Source organism: Geobacillus sp. E263 (genome assembly GCF_007197795.1).
Taxonomy (GTDB): Bacteria; Bacillota; Bacilli; order Bacillales; family Anoxybacillaceae; genus Parageobacillus_B; species Parageobacillus_B toebii.
In genome coordinates this window covers 213,889-231,094 of record NZ_CP041632.1, presented here as the reverse complement: position 1 = coordinate 231,094, position 17,206 = coordinate 213,889, and the positions used below count along the sequence as shown (strand labels likewise).

Here is a 17,206-nt window from a genome sequence, read left to right as displayed (position 1 = left end):
CCTCCCTACTCACGGATTTGACTCCCCTTCATCACTTCGATACTCCAAAATGTCCCCGGGCTGGCAATCGAGCGCCTTGCAAATGGCTTCGAGCGTCGAGAAACGGATCGCCTTCGCCTTCCCGTTTTTCAAGATCGACAAATTCGCCATCGTGATCCCGACTCTCTCCGACAGCTCGGTGACGCTCATCTTCCGCTTCGCCAACATGACATCAAGATTCACGATAATCGGCATGTCATCCACCTCAAATGGTCAACTCATTTTCCTGTTTGATTTCAATCGCCTGCTGCAGCAACTTTTGCAAAACCGCGGCGAACACAGCGATGACAAGCGACGCAAACGGCACAATCAGACCGACGAAAATGTCACCCGGAGCGTCGTCTTTCTCGGCGAACAAGTAAAACAGCGGCAAGACAAGCAAATGCAGCCCGCTGATGGCGACGGCGCAATGTTTGATCGTCTTTAACGCTTTCACCGACGCCTCGGAAAACGCGTCGTTTCGGTCAATATACACTAACAACCGGAACGCCTGATACAAAGCGAAGTAGAACGGCAGTGCGGACGCCTCAAACACAAGATAAACAAAATACTTGATCCAAGGGAACGTTGGCACCAGCTTGACAGCCACCTTCGCAAGCGCAGGCACCAAAAATAGGCACAACGCAAGAACGGGAAGACCAATCAACACAACAGCCACTTTCAAAAAAATTGTTTCTCGTTTCACCGCGAGCACCTCACTGATTTGTTTTCGATTTTATTTTAATCATTCATTTATCGTTTTTCAATAAATAATTATCGAATTTAATTATATTTTTGCTGTTAAACATGATAAAAACAAAGAGCATTCCCTCGCAGAAGAACGCTCCGCTACAAACGTTGATGATTCTCGCAAAAAAACAGCCCTTCTTCCACTGATATTATCCCTCTAGTGTAGACAGTTGGGAAAATGCCCATACTGTCAGTAAAAACACTGGAGGGATTTGTTTATGTTCGAGACCAAGCAAACACTGAAAGGGAAGACCACTTATTCCGTGGAGTTTAAATGGAGGGCTGTCCAGATGCACATCGAAGAAGGATGGGGATATAAGCGGATATGCCAAGAGTTAGGGATTCCCTGCACGAAAACGATCAGACTTTGGGTAAAACGTTACCATGAACATGGTCTAAAAGGGCTCGAAGAACGGCGCGGGACATCCAAGTCTCCATTCAAGGGAAGGCCTCGAAAAAAAGAGTGCAGTTTAGAGGAAGAGAATCGAAGACTGAAAGCAGAGAATGATTATTTAAAAAAGTTACGAGAGCTGGCAAGGAGGTGAAACCGAAAGAGCGGTTCTCGATCATTCAGGAGTTATCCAACACCTATCCGATTGCCTGGCTATGCCAACTGGCCGGTGTGTCAAGAAGTGGATACTATCGATGGATGAACCAGCAGGGAATCGTCACAGAGAAGCAAAAGGAAAATGAACAAATCAAACAAATGATCCTCGAATGCCATCAAAAGGTCAATGGGATCTATGGATACTACCGCGTGAAAGCATGGATAAAACGAAATTATGGGAAGACCGTGAATCATAAGCGAGTGTACCGACTGATGAAAGAGTTGGGGGTTCAGGCCAAAATCCGTCGAAAAAAGCCGAAGTATAAAGCGGGAAAGGAGAATATCGTAGCGTCGAACGTGTTAAACCGTGATTTTGCGGCCACTGCAGCCAACCAAAAATGGGTGACGGATATTACCTATGTGCCATTTCAAGGAACCTATTTGTATCTGTCTGCTATTAAAGATTTGTACAACAATGAAATCATTGCGTATCGCATCAGTCGTTCGAATGACTTAAAATTGGTGATCGAAACTGTCAAGGATGCCATCAAAAAACGGGATGCGCGAGGAGTCCTTCTCCATAGCGATCAAGGCTCCCAGTACACATCCCGCCAGTACCATCAACTGCTGAAGGCTCATCATATCATTCCTAGTATGTCCAGAAGAGGAAACTGCTTAGACAATGCCTGCATGGAAAATTTTTTCGGGCATTTGAAATCGGAAATGGTGGACCTTCCCACCTTTGAAACGGAAGAGGAAATGATCGAGGCGATCGATCAGTACATGTATTTTTATAATTATGAACGGTGCCAGAAAAAACTAGACTACCTCAGCCCAGTGGAATACCGAATTGCCTAAGCAGCCTAGCAGACGAACGGCTGAGAATGTCTCCTTCTTCAGCTTGCCAACGATGAAGTGGAATGAAGGAGACGTTGTCAAGTGCTTTCCTTGACAACGTTTCCTCATTCCACTATCCTAACAAGCAGCTGAAGAAGGTGGATATTTTTCACACTGTCTACTTGACAGGGATATGTTCAGTAGACAGATTCATGTGCTTTCTTTTTCTGTCTACTATAAGGGGATCATATCATACTCCCCCTTTTCCTTTATTCATCTTCCCGATGCTTTTCATATGATTGTTTAATTAGAAACATTGCATACTCGATTTCACTTACAGAAGAAACGTGAAATTCAACGTCTCCGTTCCCCAAGCGACCGATATTGGTGACATCTCTACAAATCCCTTTAGGATCTTGTATTTCATCGAAAGGCATATTCAAGCTTAACCGCAGTCTGCTTTCCTGCGGCACAATATCGACGAAATTAGTCGATGTTTTAAAGGCAATATATCGCTTTTTGAACTCCATGCGGACAGAGCTGTCTAAGTTGCAAATTCGTTTGCTCAATTCATTAAATAATACCAACATATCTCCCTGTAATTTAGGATAATCGGCAATTGTATAAGTCACACTTTCACTTTTGGAACTTTTCTTTCGGTATTTAGCCAGAATATCATCGGAAAGCTGTGGATACTTCCAGACTTTTAACGCTAAATCCGCCAAGAATTGAGCTCTTTTGCAGATTTCCTCCTCATTCCAAGTTTCAAGTCTAGCTAGTCCTCTATTTAACCTCAGTGGACTGTCAGCAAACCCGCCCTCCATATCCCGTTTTTCCTTAAACGGACGATCACTGAGCTCGGAATTATATCGGGTCAGTGTTAGATTTCCCAACGTATGGAGATATGTTTTGTGTACTTCTTCCCAATTTGGCCCTAAATCCCGTCTCCACTCTGGAGACAAGTTTGGATTTTGCGGCATGATGTGTTCAATCGTATAAGCTTCGATATCAATAATCTCTTTCCGATTGAAATTTTCCAGCTTCCGAAGCAGGTAATTTCGATTTCTGAAATTATACACATCCTTAATCATGAGTTCCCGCTTGAACTCCTCATCGGCCGGAAACCGTTTATAGGAATCTTTGAGTAAAAACGCCGCACGAACGCTTTCCAAATAATTCGCCTTGTCGATCTCTTTGCTGAGTGTCGCAAATGTTTTGTTCAATGAATTGGTCGGAACCCCGCAAACCGCTCGGCGGAACACGTAAGCTTCAACAAGCTTTAGGATTTCGATAAGTTCCGATTTTGATAAAATTTGACGCTCATAGTCGTCATATACCTCAAGCAAGAACGGATATGAGACATCGACCTTAAGCGTATTGATATCTTTAAGCACTTCATTGATTTCTTTATCTTTTTCCGTCTGGAATGCAAACTTCACAAAATATTGGGAATATCGATAAATGTCCTCGACAATTTGCTGGACACTCAGTTCACTGTGCTCAAATACATACGCCTTGAAACTGGAGTAAACTTCTTGTATGTTTGGAATTCGCCCCGTTTTCACCGTTAAATAGTCACGCATAAATCGGTCAAACAAAGCGGAATTTGTCAGATTCCCGAAGCTTTTTTCCATCGGATACCAGTATTCCCTGTACAGTTCCGCTTGCTCTTTCGGCTCCAGTTTCATCAAAACGAAGTTTCGGATCAAATCGGCTTGCGACAGATCAAGCCCTGTCGAGTTCAGACTTTCAAAAATCAACTGCGGATTATCATGGTCACGATCCAACGAAATATCTACAATAATCAGCTTGGAGATTCCCTGATACAGCTTGTTCAGATCGATACCGCTGTTTTTGATGGATTCCGCAAAAAAATGATAGTTCTCGTACACCCTCGGGGAGTATTCCTCGGGGAGTTTTTTGTCTAAGATCAGGTTGATCAGCGTGTCCTTATCGCTCTGCGTCAATATGAGTTTGTGATACAGCTCCCCCTCTTCTTCGCTGTTGACCAGATAGTAATTCATGATCTTCTTTTTTGTCATATCCAGATATGTAGTTAAATGGTCAAACCCACCTCTTTTAGTTTTTTCGATAACATAGCTTTTGTTATAGGTTCGTTAAATAACCATTCAATTAATATAACCCCATTTTCTGTACACAGATTTTTTTTTCTGTTATCCAAATGTATTCTCTTTTTTAGAGCTTCTTCACCTCCGAAATAATCGATTGGTTTAAAATGCTGCTCTCCTTGATATTCAAAAGCAACATTTAATTCTGGAACAAAGACGTCTATGTGTTGTGGTTGTAGCCATGTTGGTGAATAATGCATAATCGCTGATGGATAATGACTTGCAATTAACTCAAATAGTGCCAATTCCGACTTCCATCTTATTGGTATTTTTCTCTCTAGAATTAATTTATTTTGTATTTCTTTCTTTTTTTCTCTGTAATACTTCATAAGGAAGTACCTCAAGTCCTTTGCGATAAGCATGCAAGCTTTTTAAATTCTCTTCAAATACGCTTTTTAGTATATCTTTATATAATTTATCTGCTAATTGTTTTTTATATTCTAAGTTATAATAACTCATTAAACGATCTCGTACAGCTTCTACATGTAATTGATAATTAGAATCATTTGTCATAAAAGAATTATAATTGTACTGATATGCTTCTTTAATAAGATCGCTTGTCTGTGAGTGTCCCATTAGCGTTTCACAAGATATTAAAATATCCTCTATATTTACACCGTATATAGAAAAACCTAGAGGATCATCATTATTTCTAAATATACCTCTATTCAAGATATGACACATTAGCATAAAATCTTCAAACTTATCTTCTGTATATGTAACTAAATGGTTCACACTATCGTCATCCTCAAACAAATTGTCTAATATTATATGCTCACTTGCATATTGAGCCAACTCTAATGCGGTATAATATGTTTTTCCAATTTTCTTCGTAAAGTAAATTTTATATGGCACAGAAATATCTGGTTGTTTTACAAATTGATGTTTTTTCAAAAGTAAGAGATTAATTTTATGTTGATTTTTCATATCTTCTTGTTTTTGAAATAGAGAACGATACTCTTCGTTATAAACGTAATCGATGTCAACTTCGCTGTATAATACTTTTTCTTTATTTTTCTGTTCTAGACTTTTCAAACACAAGGAAAATTTGATTTTTCTCTTACTACTTTTGTTTTTAACATACAAAATTTCTGTTAAGGTTTCATTTATAACATAGTCACGAAGGATATTCGAAATTGTGTGAATAAGTTCTCCATTTTCGGAATAAATAAATAAGTCTCCATAGGAAAGGGAACCTATGAAATCTCCTTCTAATGGAATTTCTAGTGAACCTCTTTCCTGGTAACTATTCACCCCAGTGCTAGTGTATAAAAAAGCCCAGCACAAATAGGGCATTTCGGTCATAGAAAATGCCCTAGGTAGCGGAAAGAACTCGATCGATCGTTTCGCCTGCCAACAGAAGACATAACGAATCCCACACGTTTTTTTCGTGTTTCGTCAGTGTGGAAACGATGCTTCTTGCGATGCAAAACGACTGCGCGAATGTTTCTTCGCGAAACGTACCCGAAATGTTCTCTTTGACTTTGACCATGCGAAGATCGCGTTCGGCTTGGTTGTTATCAAAGGGAACATGTACTTCACGTAAGAAACGCAGCGCTTCTTCCTTTCGTTTTTGAAGGCGTCGAACAAAAGCGAGTGCTTTTTTCGGAAGAGGCGTCATCGTTTCTAATCGGTGTTGTGCTCTTTCTAGGATGCGATCATACACTCGTTCCCACCGTCTCGCTTCTTCTTCGGAAAGTGCACCGTGATGGGCTTCGACGGCTTGCTTGGCGGCTAACAGAAACGTGGTCATGCGCATCGCCCACGTATGCCCCTGTTCGATGAATCCTTTTAACTCACGCAAATGGTGGGCATGACAAAGGGCATGGGTGGCATGTGTGTATTTCGGATACGTACCGAACGCATCGTGCATCATCGTCCCTTCATATCGGGGAAGAATCCCGATATCATCGGTCGCTTTTTTTCCACGAGAAGCGTGAGGAGCCAAGTATGTATATCTCGATGTACACGCGACATGCACCCATGCGAGTTTCCCATTGATGCGCAAACTCGTTTCATCGACATGCAGGATGTTGGATTCAAGTAAGGCGTCTTCGATGATGTCCATATTTGATTCCAACGATTCGCGTCCTCGTTTCACCATATTGGCAAGAGTTCCCGTACTAATCGAGTGTTGATATAACGCTTCGATTGTATCACTTAAACGCTTGTACGGGATCAATTGGATATGATGTAAATAAACAACGAGCGCCGTGAGCCGTGGACCGTATTGCACATGATTCGTGACATGGGATGGGAATTCGGCTTGTTGCACGCATCGACAATGTGGACACGATTTCACTTCACGTTCATGTTGTGTCACCTCGATCGCCACAGGAGGGACATCAAACACTTGACGGATATCGACTTTGAACGGTTTGACTTCACGCAAAGAAGCCCCACATCCTTGACACGTATGCACACGGTGGACGACACGATGATGTGGATGTTCCACTTGACGGAGCGTCGTTCCTTGATGTCCTTCTTGTCCGCCTGGCTTGTTGCCAGATGGTTGACGAGAAGAACGTGTGTTGGCAAAACGGTCAGAAGATGGGGGCAAATGGCTATTGGAGCTGTTTTTTTTCGTGCGTGCTTCCAGCTCTTGAACACGGTACTTCAGTTGCTCATTTTCTTTGCGTAGTTGTTTGTTTTCGTGACGCAAATGTTCATTTTCTTGAATGAGTTGATGAATGAGCTGTTTTTGTTGTTGAACTTTGCCGATTAAGCTCTCAACTGTAAATACAGCTTGTTGTACCGTCAACATGCGATTCACCTCCTTGTCTATCAATATTCACATCATAGACAAGGAAAGAAGAAAATATTCAGCTCACTTTATGATGTGGCTGAATAGTTACCTTTCCTGAAATGCAAAGATAAATACTCTCTCATCATAATTTAAAATTTCATAATCATTAGGAAAATCAAGAATTTCAATAACGTCATGATTTTCTTCATATATACTGTAGATGAGCAAATTCACTGACATAAATTGACAACTAAACAAAAAAGGAGACATGAACCCGATTCCTTGGTTAGAATAGATGTACCACCAACTATCCACAAGGAGGTTCATGTCTCATGAATAGATTAGCACATCACCAAGGAATCCACAAGTTTTTCTTCACGCTGGGGTTGACGCTGCAGCTTTCCAAACCGGTCATCAAGCATCTCATTCATATTGTCGATGCCTTGACCACCAAGGGATTCTCGGGAACATTGACTGATATTCATTACTGGAGCTTTCATCCGAATCATCGAACGACGCTCAGTCACTTTTTCACGAAAAGCCCTTGGAACGAGGAAAGGCTGCTTGGGAAGCTTCAAGAGTGGATCCTTTCCCAGGTCGAACGACTGGCCAAACGGAAGAATCAACCCCTTTTTGTTTCGATTGATGATACGATTTGCCAAAAAACAAAGCCTTCGTCACGGGCTGTGCACGCCATTCAAGGGTGCGACTGGCACTACTCGCATAAAGATCATCAATCGGTCTGGGGGCATTCGCTCGTTTGGCTGATGGTGCACACCTTCACGCAGGCGTTCCCATTTGCGTTCCGCCTGTATGACAAGAAAGCGGGAAAAAGCAAGATCGACCTGGCGATCGAGATGCTTTCCTCGCTCAAGGTGAAGCGGGCTCAGCCGGTGTATGTGCTCATGGATTCGTGGTATCCGTCTAAGAAGCTCATCGAAGCCTGTCTGAAACAGGGATTCCATGTCATCGCGATGCTCAAGACGAACCGGATTCTCTACCCGAAAGGCATCGCCATCCAAGCCAAGCAGTTTGCCCGCTATATCGAGTCCAAAGACACCCGCCTCGTCACGGTGGGGCAGGAGCGTTATCGCGTGTATCGCTATGAGGGGGCCATCCATGGCCTCGATGACGCGGTGGTGCTGCTGGCTTGGAAGGCGGATCAGCCGATGGCGCCGGAACATCTTCATTGCATCTTGAGCACCGACCGGGAACTCGGGGACGAAGACATCTTGCGTTACTATGCTCAGCGTTGGACGATCGAGTGCTTTTTCCGGCAGGCGAAAGATCAACTGAAGCTGGATGGATACCGCGTTCGCCACATTCGGGCGGTGAAACGGTATTGGGCGGTGGTGCTGTTGGCCTGCGTGTACAGCATCGCCGAATCCCGCCAAAACCTCTCCACCGGGCTGGAGCTTCTTCGGTCGCGGAAAGACCACAGTGTCGTCGAGTTCATTTATGACGCTGCAAAGCAAGATATTCCCATTGATGTGATCAAAAAACAGCTCCGTATCGCGTAAGGGGTACCCTGTTTGTCTCTCTAACCATGGAAATTATTGTAATGAAAAATGCTCATCTACAGTAATAATATGAAATCTTTTGAACTTTTTTCTACCGTATAAAATATTTTAAATTCCTCTTTTTTTCTCTCTAATAATACTGATTGAGATACCTTTTTTGCTATTAATTTATTTGTTTCACAGTTAAGTAAAACATACAAATCGTCTCTATCTGTTTTATACATAATTTTGTTTAAGTCGCTAGAAACGTATCTTAAATTTATGTTTTTCTTAATTAATTTTGGTTTTTTATGTAACTCTTTAAGATATAAATCACCTTTATACCAGTCCTTACTGTTTTTCAAAAAAATAGCTTTGTCCTTGTTAGGAGATATTTTAAAGAAGTTTATATTAGAAGATACTAACTTACGTTCTCCGTCCTCAAAAGAATATAATGAATGTTTTTCATAAACAAACATAGCTTAGACCATCTTCGGTGACTTTTATATGTTCTTCAATAATTTCGTAGGCATTTCTAGTTCTATCATTTGTTACCTTTAAAAAAATATCAGGCGTGTTGATTATCCAATAAAATCCAAAGTGTATAGAAAAAAGAGCACCTTTCCTGTAGAATGTGAGTAACGACACAAACAAACCCAGGAGGTGCTCTCTATGAACAAGCATACCACACTCCCGAATTTGATGCAAAAACTTGTTTCGGATGAAGAGATTCAACGGATTGCCGAAGCGGTTGGGTATCGTGATTCGTCTCGAACCTTTACGTTGCGCGAGTTGATTCACTTCTTCCTGCTGGCCGCCATGCATCAATGGAAAAGCTTTCGCCACGGAGCCGATGTGGGGCCTCTGTATGGATTGCCGCGATTCCATTATTCAACTGTATCCAAGAAAGCGAAAGAAGTTCCCTATGACATCATGAAACGCTTGTTGGCGTTGATCATTTCCAAGTGCAACCGCCAAACCCGCCGTTCGCTTCGGTTTCCCAAACCGCTTCGGGTGGTGGATTCGACGACCGTCACGGTCGGGAAAAACCGCCTCCCATGGGCTCCGTATCACGGCGAACGCGCCGGAGTGAAGCTGTACGTCGCGTATTCGCCGGAATCCTCGCTGCCGGCAGACGTGGTGGAAACGACCGGACTGCGTCACGATGGCCCAGTGGGAGAACAGTTGACGAACGCTCAACAAGTGCTCGTGGAAGACCGGGCGTATTTCAAAATCGAACGCCTCGATCGATTTGTGGAGCAGCATCAGCTCTTTGTCATTCGAATGAAGGACAACATCGAACTTCATCAGAAAAAAAGCTTGAAACGCCTTTCCAGCACATCTTCATCGGTTCAAGCCGACTTCACGTGCCAGTTGGGGACGAAACAATGCCGATCGACCAAGCGTCACCGGGTAGTGATCTTTCGAGATGCAAATGGCCGCGACATTCGGGTCGTGACGAACCTCTTCCATGCGTCTGCGGAAACCATTGCCGACATGTACCAACAACGTTGGACTGTTGAGGTCTTTTTCCGTTGGGTGAAGCAATATCTGAATGTCCCGACCTTGTTTGGCACGACGGAAAATGCGGTATACAACCAACTGTTTGCGGCGTTCATCGCGTATGTGTTGCTGCGATGGCTGTATGATCAAACCAAAAAACGGACGAACGTCTCTCTTTCCTTCATTTCGTTTGTTCGCCGTTTTTTCTCTGGGCAGCTTCCTCTCGATTGGAAATCCGGGATGGCCGCTGCTTTGTTTGAGTATGCCCAAATTTATGGAAGACGTATGTCTAATTTTGGATAATCAACACTCGTGGATTCATCCAAAAATCGCTGCACCATTTGCGACAGCTCATATTTTTGGCCAAAAAAGCGGCGCTGGCGCACCCGTTTGATTTCATGATTCTGCTGTTTGTTCATGCAGCACTTCTTATACTTTTTCCTACTTCCACACGGGCATGGGTCATTCCAGCCGATCGACATGCGTCATCCTCCTCTCCCATCTTTCTTTTTTCAATATTTCCATCAATAATGTTTAAATTCTACTATGGACAGGATAAACTACTATTATACAAAACGTTTATCCGAAAGGAGACGAGGGCTATGAACCCCGACAATCTTGCTAAACTGATCGACGAATTGTCTGCCATGTTCCATCCGACAGAGCGGGACCGTCCACACGGCAGATGGGTTAAGGCGCCAAAGAGCGCACCCCCTTCCAAACGGCGGCGGTCCAAAACAGCCTACCAGCTGAAAATCACATTAAACGGCATCCGCCCGCCGATTTGGCGGCGCGTCCTTGTTCCCGGACATGCGACATTTCACGAGCTTCATCTCATCATCCAAGAAGCGATGGGATGGGAACAAGCCCATTTATACGAATTCGATTTCGGAAGCGTTCTCATCGGCATCCCTGACGGCTGGGATTCGTTTCAGCTGGAAAAAGAACTGATGGACGCCCGCCGCATCCCATTACAGCAATGGCTGACGGAAGAAAAACAAAAGTTTCTATATATTTACGATTTTGGCGACTACTGGCGCCATACCGTCACTGTTGAAAAGATTGAAACACTCCCAAAACCGTTGGAACGCGCCGCTTGCCTGAAAGGAAAACGGGCGTGCCCTCCCGAGGATTGCGGCGGCGTCTATGGCTACCTGGAGCTGCTGGAAGCGGCGGCGCAAAAAGACTCTCTTGCCGATCCCGAATTGCGCGAGCTGGTAGACTGGATGTACGACATGAAAGGCGAAGATTTTGACCCTGATGCCTTTGACGTCGAGGAAGCGAACGAGCGGCTGGCCTATATCCGATTGTAACGCATGCGAAAGAAGGTATCCGTCATCTCTCAAGGGCACCTTCTTTCGCACCCATCTGTCCTTTGTTGCCTGCTTTGTCCATCGCCTTACAAAAATCCCCGTTCGGCAAACGTCTCCCAGACGAGCTCCTCGAGCTCCTTGCGCAACTCAGCTGCATCGACTCCTTCAAGCAACCCGTCCTTTTTCCATGTTCGGATCGCTTTGTCGATCAAGCGATGGACTTGATCAACGTCCCAGCCCTCGCAATCAAACAACTCCTCAACTTGGTCAAGCCATTCCTCAATCGCACGGTCCAGCTCATCGCCATCCTCCATCCCACCGTCGTCGAACCAGATCTCATCACCGTCATCCCCATCGTCAAAGAGCCACTCATCATCATTCTCGCCCTCATCATCTCCATCATCGAGCAACTCTGTGCGAAATAAAAACAATTCCATCACAGCGGCTTCCACTTCCTCTACAGGAACGCCGTAGTGTTCCGCAACCTTTTCCATATTGACAAATTCTCTTCCAGCCATTTCACTCGCCAAATAACGGAGTGCAGCCGCATACACAGCAGGATTCTTGATGACCGGTTCATCCATTTCGCAATATGCGCGCCAAAGGAACGCAGCCTCGCTGAGCACTAGGGAGGAGGTTGTTTCTTCCTTTTTCTTTAATTCGCGAAAAACATCATCTTGATCTCGATCCCCCCAGTCCTTTTCGCTCAGCAGCTGCCACAACAGCTCATGGACCGCTATTTCAAGCAATTCCGGAAACGACTCGCGCAAAAACACTTCACACGTTTTCATATCCGGATTCCATTCCGCTTGAAGCGCCCGCGCAAGCCGATCCTTCCCGCTCTTTGGAATCGGCAGCACCTTCATGAAGTACGCCCACTCGTCCCCATGCGGAACGAGGCATCCTACTAACACGTCCCCCTCCCTAGCAGACGGAAGCTCCTCCGGCGTCAAAAAACGGACGTACTTTTCTTTTCTGGTCAACAGATCGCGTACAAGGAAACGCCGCTCATCCTCGATATGAATGATCTCGTCAAACGACGGAACCGCCTCGTCCCATCGCTTCAAATGAGTTTGCACTGCTGGACGCCACCGCGTGCGGCGCCGGCTTCTCATATAGGCTGAAAAAATTGTCATCCCTTTGTCATCAACGTGTCTGTGAAAAATCGCCCAGTTCGTCAGCAATAAATTGGCGCTGGTCTCCAGCTCGTTAGGAAGCCCTTGAAATGGAGAACCAGACATCATGAAAGCAAGCTCTTCCTCATATCGCTCTAACGCAAACGAAAACACATCTTGCATACATTTGGCCACTTCACGGTCAATTAGAGATTCTATCGATACTGCTTCTTTCTTCCCACAACAATGCTTGTACGTTTTCCCACTGCCGCATGGACAAAGATTGTTTCGCGATGCCTTCGCCATATAGCTACCTACTTTCTTTGTATCATAGTCATTGAACGTTCTCCCCCTCTACGCTAACGCTCGGGCCAGCTAAACACTTTGGGGAGACATTCACGATCAACGTGTGATGGAACTGCTTTCAGCAACACATATCGCAAGCACTTTGGGACTTCCGCCGCTCATGTCGAGAACATCGATTCGCATTCCATTTTTTATCAAAAGGTGCCCTTGGCTTTTTCAAAACATGCCATATTTCCTTCTCCAAGGAGAAATCAGCCAATCCATGATTTTCATGCCGGTTGACACTCCGCACTCCTAAAGGTGTAGGATTCTTGGATCATTCGCGTCCTCATCCGTTTCTCGGTAAAACGAGAAAAACCCTGCTTCTCAAGCACACGTTATGGTGATGGCCCAAAATCCTAAGAATATGAATGACTCTTACCATTGGGCTTGCCTGCATAATGGAGAATCATAGAGGCCGAGCCGAGAGAAACAAGCGCCCCGTCATTCATCGGGACGCCTACGGCCGGCGAAGCAAACGGGACAACGAGACAAGCAGGCGCTCTTGAAACGCAGCCCGTTCTTTCTCCACCTTGTCTGGCCACTCTTGCAACGCCTGAAGCCACGGCTCTACGTACGGAGAGAAAGACGGCGGATACACGCGGGCAAGATCGTCCAGCTTGCCGTTGCGATCGGTCGCGGCGACGATATACATGCCCGACAACAGATGCGGCTCTGCCCGCTTCGGAATGTCCCATGTCACCGTTCGGTTATGGGCAAGCCAATCCAGCACCGCCTTCCCCTGTTCCACACGCTTGACGCGGAAAAACGAGAAACCGACGGAAAGGGGAATAGGCAAACCAAACAAACGAGCAAGCTGCCAAGCCATCAGTTCCTCATCCGCCTTTCCTCTCTCGCCCCTCCATTCATCCAGCAAAGCAAAACAATGTTCCAATTCGCTTCTGACCTCTTCCAGCACGGCACCAATAACAGTTCGATGATTCGTTCCATAACGGCGGTCCAGCCAATCGGCCCACTCAAGCAACATATCGAGCGCTCGGCTCACCACTTCCCATGAAAACGAACTCCATCTTGACGGGATTTGCTCGACGATGCATTGTTTCCATTCTTCTTCTCCTACGTCCTCCCACGATGAAAACGTCCGCCCGTTCATATATTCACACACGAGCAAAACCACGGCCCAACACGCCTCTTTGGCTTCTTTTTCTCCGCTCACGATGACTTCGTTATAAAACGCCAATGCGTCATCGGTAAAATACATCCCTTCCCATTCCGCGCGGATCAACAATGTCTCGGTTCTTTCCGGCCCCATCCATTTCATTTTCCATAAGTCCGAAAGACGATGTGATGAGCTAAACGGAGATGGGGGCAATCCATAACGGGAGCGAATGGAATTCACTCCGATGAGCACCGGCAAATTGGCTCGTTCTTGCATGTTAAACAAATGGAATTCATACTCTTTCAGCCACTCATCCACTTCCTGCACACGCCCCTCGCGCGCCATTTCGTGAGGGGTTTTTCCATTCCATTTCTCAAGCGGGATGTGAAGGGCTTTTTCCATTTGAACATCCAATCCGGCCATCGTTGCCACCCAAGGGGGAGAGTCTGGGTCTGAATCAATATGAAGCGAAACGTTTTCGATCCCTTTTCGGCGCAAAACGGCTTCTGTCCCCCGTTTTCGTTCTTTTGGGGAATACCCAAACGCCTGCAGCAGCGACACGAGCTGTTCGGCCGTCCCTTCCTCCTCGGTAGACAACACGAGACGCGACCGATGAGCGGATAATGACCCGCCTAATTCAAATACACGAATCAGCTTGGGGGAAATCACTCCGACATAATGGTACACATTGGTGCACCATGAACCTTCCACTTTCTCCCCATCGTCATGATCAATGTGAGCGCGTCCGATCGAAGCAAGCTTCCTCATCGCCTCAGCGGCTTCCTGGCATTCGTATTCATACGTCCATCGCGTGCGCTCCTCTTGCACATCGTCCGCCCTCGGAGGATAGCCTGCATCAACGATATCGAGAAAATGTTCAACGGCTACCTTTTCATACGGCCAATCGGTTTGCGTCAACAAGACGCGAATGTTCTCTTCCGCCCGTTCCACGCCCTTCGGATCCACAATCGATGATACACCGCAAACGTAATAGCCGCCGTCAAATGGCTCCAAAAAGGCAAACATGCCGCCCCAAGGGCGCACAACCTCCAATGTCTCGCAATACGGCATGAGAAGTTTCTCGCCCGTCAACCGGTCGACCGCCACTCCTCCTTCATCATGCAAATCGACAAATTGCACAAGGCGCGGCACAAGTCGAACCCAGCGGTCCAACATTTCCTTGAGCTCCGGAGACAGACGACGCCCTTTTTCCTGTTGAAACCATTCAACGCCGCGCAATCCATTCGGATAACGATGGAGGAAAAAACGCCAAAGCGTCTCAAACACCTTCAACTCTTCACGATGATCCTTTTGTTCGATCATTCGGCGAAATGTACGGTTGACCGCTTCACGTTCATCATAAGACAGCGATTCATCCAAAAACCGCTGCACCATTTGCGACAGCTCATATTTTTGGTCAAAAAAGCGGCGCTGCCGCACCCGCTTGATTTCACGCTCCTGCTGTTTGTTCATGCAGCACTTCTTATACTTTTTCCCGCTTCCGCACGGGCACGGGTCATTTCGGCCGATTGCCATGCAAAATCCTCCCTTCTAATCATTCCTTTCCAAAACGGCGACCAAGATATTAAAAACTGTCGGAATCGCGCACAAAGCCATTTTTCCCAATCCATTATGGATTCGGTCAAAACCGATCGTTCCCCGCCGCTTTTTTTGGAGTTTCACGAATGGAACGCATTCCATTCCCTGTTTCTACTTATAGAGGGCTTGGGTTGAGCCCAATGATGTTTGAATGAGAGAGCCCTTGTGGAACCGGCTTTCCTTTCTGACGAAATGCCGCTGACTTGCGCGCAGCGCCCGTTTTTCTGCCAGCTTCTAGATGAATCCCCGATCGGTGAAGATCTCCCACGCTACATCGCGGAGTTCTTTACGCAATTCTTTTTCATTCACTTCCTCAAGCAGGCCTTCATTCCGCCACGAACGGATGGCGCGGTCAATATGACGGTTGACTCGCTTCTCGTCCCATCCTTCACGCATCAACATCAGATCGATGTCATCGATCCATTCATTGATGCGCGCATCAAGCTCATCCCCTTCCTCTTCGAACCAGTCTTCCTCCCAGTCATCGAGCCATTCCTCGTCGTCTTCATCATCAACAGCCATCAGGAAAAAATCCAACGCCGCCGATCGCACATCTTCTGGCATCACGTCATACCGATCGGCGATGTCTTCCACCTCCGATCCTTCCGCCTTCATCAAATGCCCAGCCACATAGCGGAGCGCCGCCGCGTAGACGGGAACCGAATAAGGGAGGCGGGATGTTTTTCCGCAATAGATCGCCCATATGGCGAACGCTTGATTGAGCAGCGCCGCTGGCGCCTCCGGCTCGTTTTCATCGAGCTCGCGAATGACGGCCGCTTGTTTCGGATCATCCCATTTGAACTGTTTGGCGAACTGCCAAAGCCACTCCAAGAGCACATCGGAAAGCACAGCGACGAACCGATCGCGCATCCATAAAGCCGATGGCTGACCGCTCCACTCCCCTTCTTGTTGAATCGCCCGAAGCAATCGATCTTTCCCTGACGCCGGGAGCGGAAACACCGCTGTGAAACACGTGAACACGTCTTGGTACGGCACAAGGAAGCCGAACACCACATCTCCTGTTTCGATCACGCTCGGCCATTGATCGGAAGTCAATAAATGAACGATCTTTTCCTCTCCCGTCAACAAATCCCGGACAACGGGGCGATTGTCGTCCTCATAGCCGATGAACTCGCCAAGCGACGGAACGGCTCCTTCCCACCTCTCGATGTGAGCCTGAACGGACGGGCGCCACCGCTCCCAATGACGGCTTTTCCGGTAAGCAGAAAAGATCGTTTGTCCTGTTTCATCAAGCGGCCAACAAAACAACATCCAGTTCACCGCCATGATCTGCACGCCAAGCTCGAGTTCCTCCGGCATCTCATCAAGCGGGAACTGGTCTAAAAGCTCTTCCGCCTCCCTCTCATACCGCTGTAAAACAAACTGGCGCATATCATTCATGCATTCGATCAACTCGCGGTCAATCAATGACGAAATCGAAACCGCCTCTTTTTTTCCGCAACAATGCTTGTACTTTTTCCCGCTGCCGCACGGACAAAGGGCATTCCGCGACACCGTCATATCGTCACCCACTTTCCTTCGATTCGGCCTTGCCGTTATGTTCATTGTATCATAACAGAGAGAAAATTAGGAATAAATCCCACGCCAAACAAACATAGCAACAGTACAATCCGCCATGCTATAATAATGTAGATATAAAGAATGAACGGAAAACGGGGGCTTTC

16 protein-coding genes are annotated in these 17,206 nt (G+C 46.2%); 5 read left to right on the top strand and 11 right to left on the bottom strand.

Going from position 1 to position 17,206, the window contains the following annotated elements:
• Positions 1 to 9: 9 nt before the first annotated feature.
• Together FNL97_RS01155 and FNL97_RS01150 are read right to left on the bottom strand one after the other, a co-directional pair.
• A complete protein-coding gene (locus FNL97_RS01155; protein WP_013144000.1) occupies positions 10 to 234 on the bottom strand; it encodes a helix-turn-helix domain-containing protein in 225 nt (74 codons plus the stop codon).
• A gap of 10 nt (positions 235 to 244) precedes the next feature.
• A complete protein-coding gene (locus FNL97_RS01150; RefSeq protein WP_143414850.1) occupies positions 245 to 724 on the bottom strand; it encodes a DUF2975 domain-containing protein in 480 nt (159 codons plus the stop codon).
• A gap of 262 nt (positions 725 to 986) precedes the next feature.
• On the opposite strand from FNL97_RS01150, the gene FNL97_RS01145 reads away from it, so the two are divergent.
• Complete coding sequence (locus FNL97_RS01145; protein WP_143414849.1) at positions 987 to 1,313, top strand: transposase; 327 nt, start codon at positions 987 to 989, stop codon at positions 1,311 to 1,313.
• Positions 1,310 to 2,173, top strand: a complete 864-nt coding sequence (locus FNL97_RS01140; protein WP_143414848.1) for an IS3 family transposase — start codon at positions 1,310 to 1,312, stop codon at positions 2,171 to 2,173. The genes FNL97_RS01145 and FNL97_RS01140 overlap by 4 nt, the downstream gene beginning before the upstream one ends.
• Before the next feature lie 248 nt (positions 2,174 to 2,421).
• Here the strand turns inward: FNL97_RS01140 and FNL97_RS01135 are convergent, their stop codons facing one another.
• From FNL97_RS01135 to FNL97_RS01120, 4 genes are read right to left on the bottom strand one after another with little or no spacing between them, the layout of a single operon-like run.
• Entirely contained in the window at positions 2,422 to 4,176 is a 1,755-nt protein-coding gene (locus tag FNL97_RS01135; protein ID WP_286173432.1) for a DUF262 and DUF1524 domain-containing protein, read from the bottom strand.
• Positions 4,177 to 4,208: 32 nt separating this feature from the next.
• On the bottom strand, positions 4,209 to 4,610 hold the full coding sequence (locus tag FNL97_RS01130; RefSeq protein ID WP_143414847.1) for a PDDEXK family nuclease: 402 nt from the start codon (positions 4,608 to 4,610) through the stop codon (positions 4,209 to 4,211).
• Positions 4,570 to 5,586, bottom strand: coding sequence for a hypothetical protein (locus FNL97_RS01125; protein ID WP_143414846.1), 1,017 nt, complete (start codon positions 5,584 to 5,586; stop codon positions 4,570 to 4,572). The genes FNL97_RS01130 and FNL97_RS01125 overlap by 41 nt, the downstream gene beginning before the upstream one ends.
• Positions 5,587 to 5,596: 10 nt before the next feature.
• Positions 5,597 to 7,045: an IS66-like element ISBst12 family transposase gene (locus FNL97_RS01120; RefSeq protein ID WP_143414845.1), complete on the bottom strand. Its 1,449-nt coding sequence runs from the start codon at positions 7,043 to 7,045 to the stop codon at positions 5,597 to 5,599.
• Between the two features lie 314 nt (positions 7,046 to 7,359).
• Between FNL97_RS01120 and FNL97_RS01115 the strand changes: the two genes are divergently transcribed.
• Positions 7,360 to 8,547, top strand: a complete 1,188-nt coding sequence (locus FNL97_RS01115; RefSeq protein ID WP_012748853.1) for an IS701 family transposase — start codon at positions 7,360 to 7,362, stop codon at positions 8,545 to 8,547.
• Between the two features lie 56 nt (positions 8,548 to 8,603).
• On the opposite strand, the gene FNL97_RS01110 is transcribed toward FNL97_RS01115, so the two are convergent.
• Positions 8,604 to 9,005 carry a hypothetical protein gene (locus tag FNL97_RS01110; RefSeq protein WP_143414844.1) on the bottom strand — a complete coding sequence of 134 codons (402 nt, stop codon included), beginning with the start codon at positions 9,003 to 9,005 and terminating at the stop codon, positions 8,604 to 8,606.
• A gap of 193 nt (positions 9,006 to 9,198) precedes the next feature.
• Between FNL97_RS01110 and FNL97_RS01100 the strand changes: the two genes are divergently transcribed.
• The gene (locus tag FNL97_RS01100; protein WP_143414843.1) at positions 9,199 to 10,332 is read left to right on the top strand and encodes an IS4 family transposase; all 1,134 of its coding nucleotides are present in this window, start codon (positions 9,199 to 9,201) and stop codon (positions 10,330 to 10,332) included.
• On the opposite strand, the gene FNL97_RS01095 is transcribed toward FNL97_RS01100, so the two are convergent.
• Positions 10,302 to 10,511, bottom strand: coding sequence for an SEC-C metal-binding domain-containing protein (locus FNL97_RS01095; protein ID WP_089098199.1), 210 nt, complete (start codon positions 10,509 to 10,511; stop codon positions 10,302 to 10,304). The genes FNL97_RS01100 and FNL97_RS01095 overlap by 31 nt on opposite strands.
• Positions 10,512 to 10,631: 120 nt before the next feature.
• Here FNL97_RS01095 and FNL97_RS01090 point away from each other — a divergent pair, with 120 nt between their 5' ends.
• On the top strand, positions 10,632 to 11,342 hold the full coding sequence (locus FNL97_RS01090) for a plasmid pRiA4b ORF-3 family protein (RefSeq protein ID WP_015865237.1): 711 nt from the start codon (positions 10,632 to 10,634) through the stop codon (positions 11,340 to 11,342).
• An 86-nt stretch (positions 11,343 to 11,428) separates the two neighbouring features.
• Here FNL97_RS01090 and FNL97_RS01085 read toward each other — a convergent pair whose 3' ends face one another.
• The 3 genes from FNL97_RS01085 to FNL97_RS01075 all read right to left on the bottom strand — a co-directional run bounded on the left by FNL97_RS01085 (position 11,429) and on the right by FNL97_RS01075 (position 17,042).
• Positions 11,429 to 12,763 carry an SEC-C domain-containing protein gene (locus FNL97_RS01085; protein WP_025039104.1) on the bottom strand — a complete coding sequence of 445 codons (1,335 nt, stop codon included), beginning with the start codon at positions 12,761 to 12,763 and terminating at the stop codon, positions 11,429 to 11,431.
• Between the two features lie 499 nt (positions 12,764 to 13,262).
• Complete coding sequence (locus FNL97_RS01080) at positions 13,263 to 15,458, bottom strand: YecA family protein (RefSeq protein ID WP_143414842.1); 2,196 nt, start codon at positions 15,456 to 15,458, stop codon at positions 13,263 to 13,265.
• Positions 15,459 to 15,755: 297 nt separating this feature from the next.
• Entirely contained in the window at positions 15,756 to 17,042 is a 1,287-nt protein-coding gene (locus tag FNL97_RS01075) for an SEC-C domain-containing protein (protein WP_143414841.1), read from the bottom strand.
• Positions 17,043 to 17,206: the final 164 nt, after the last annotated feature.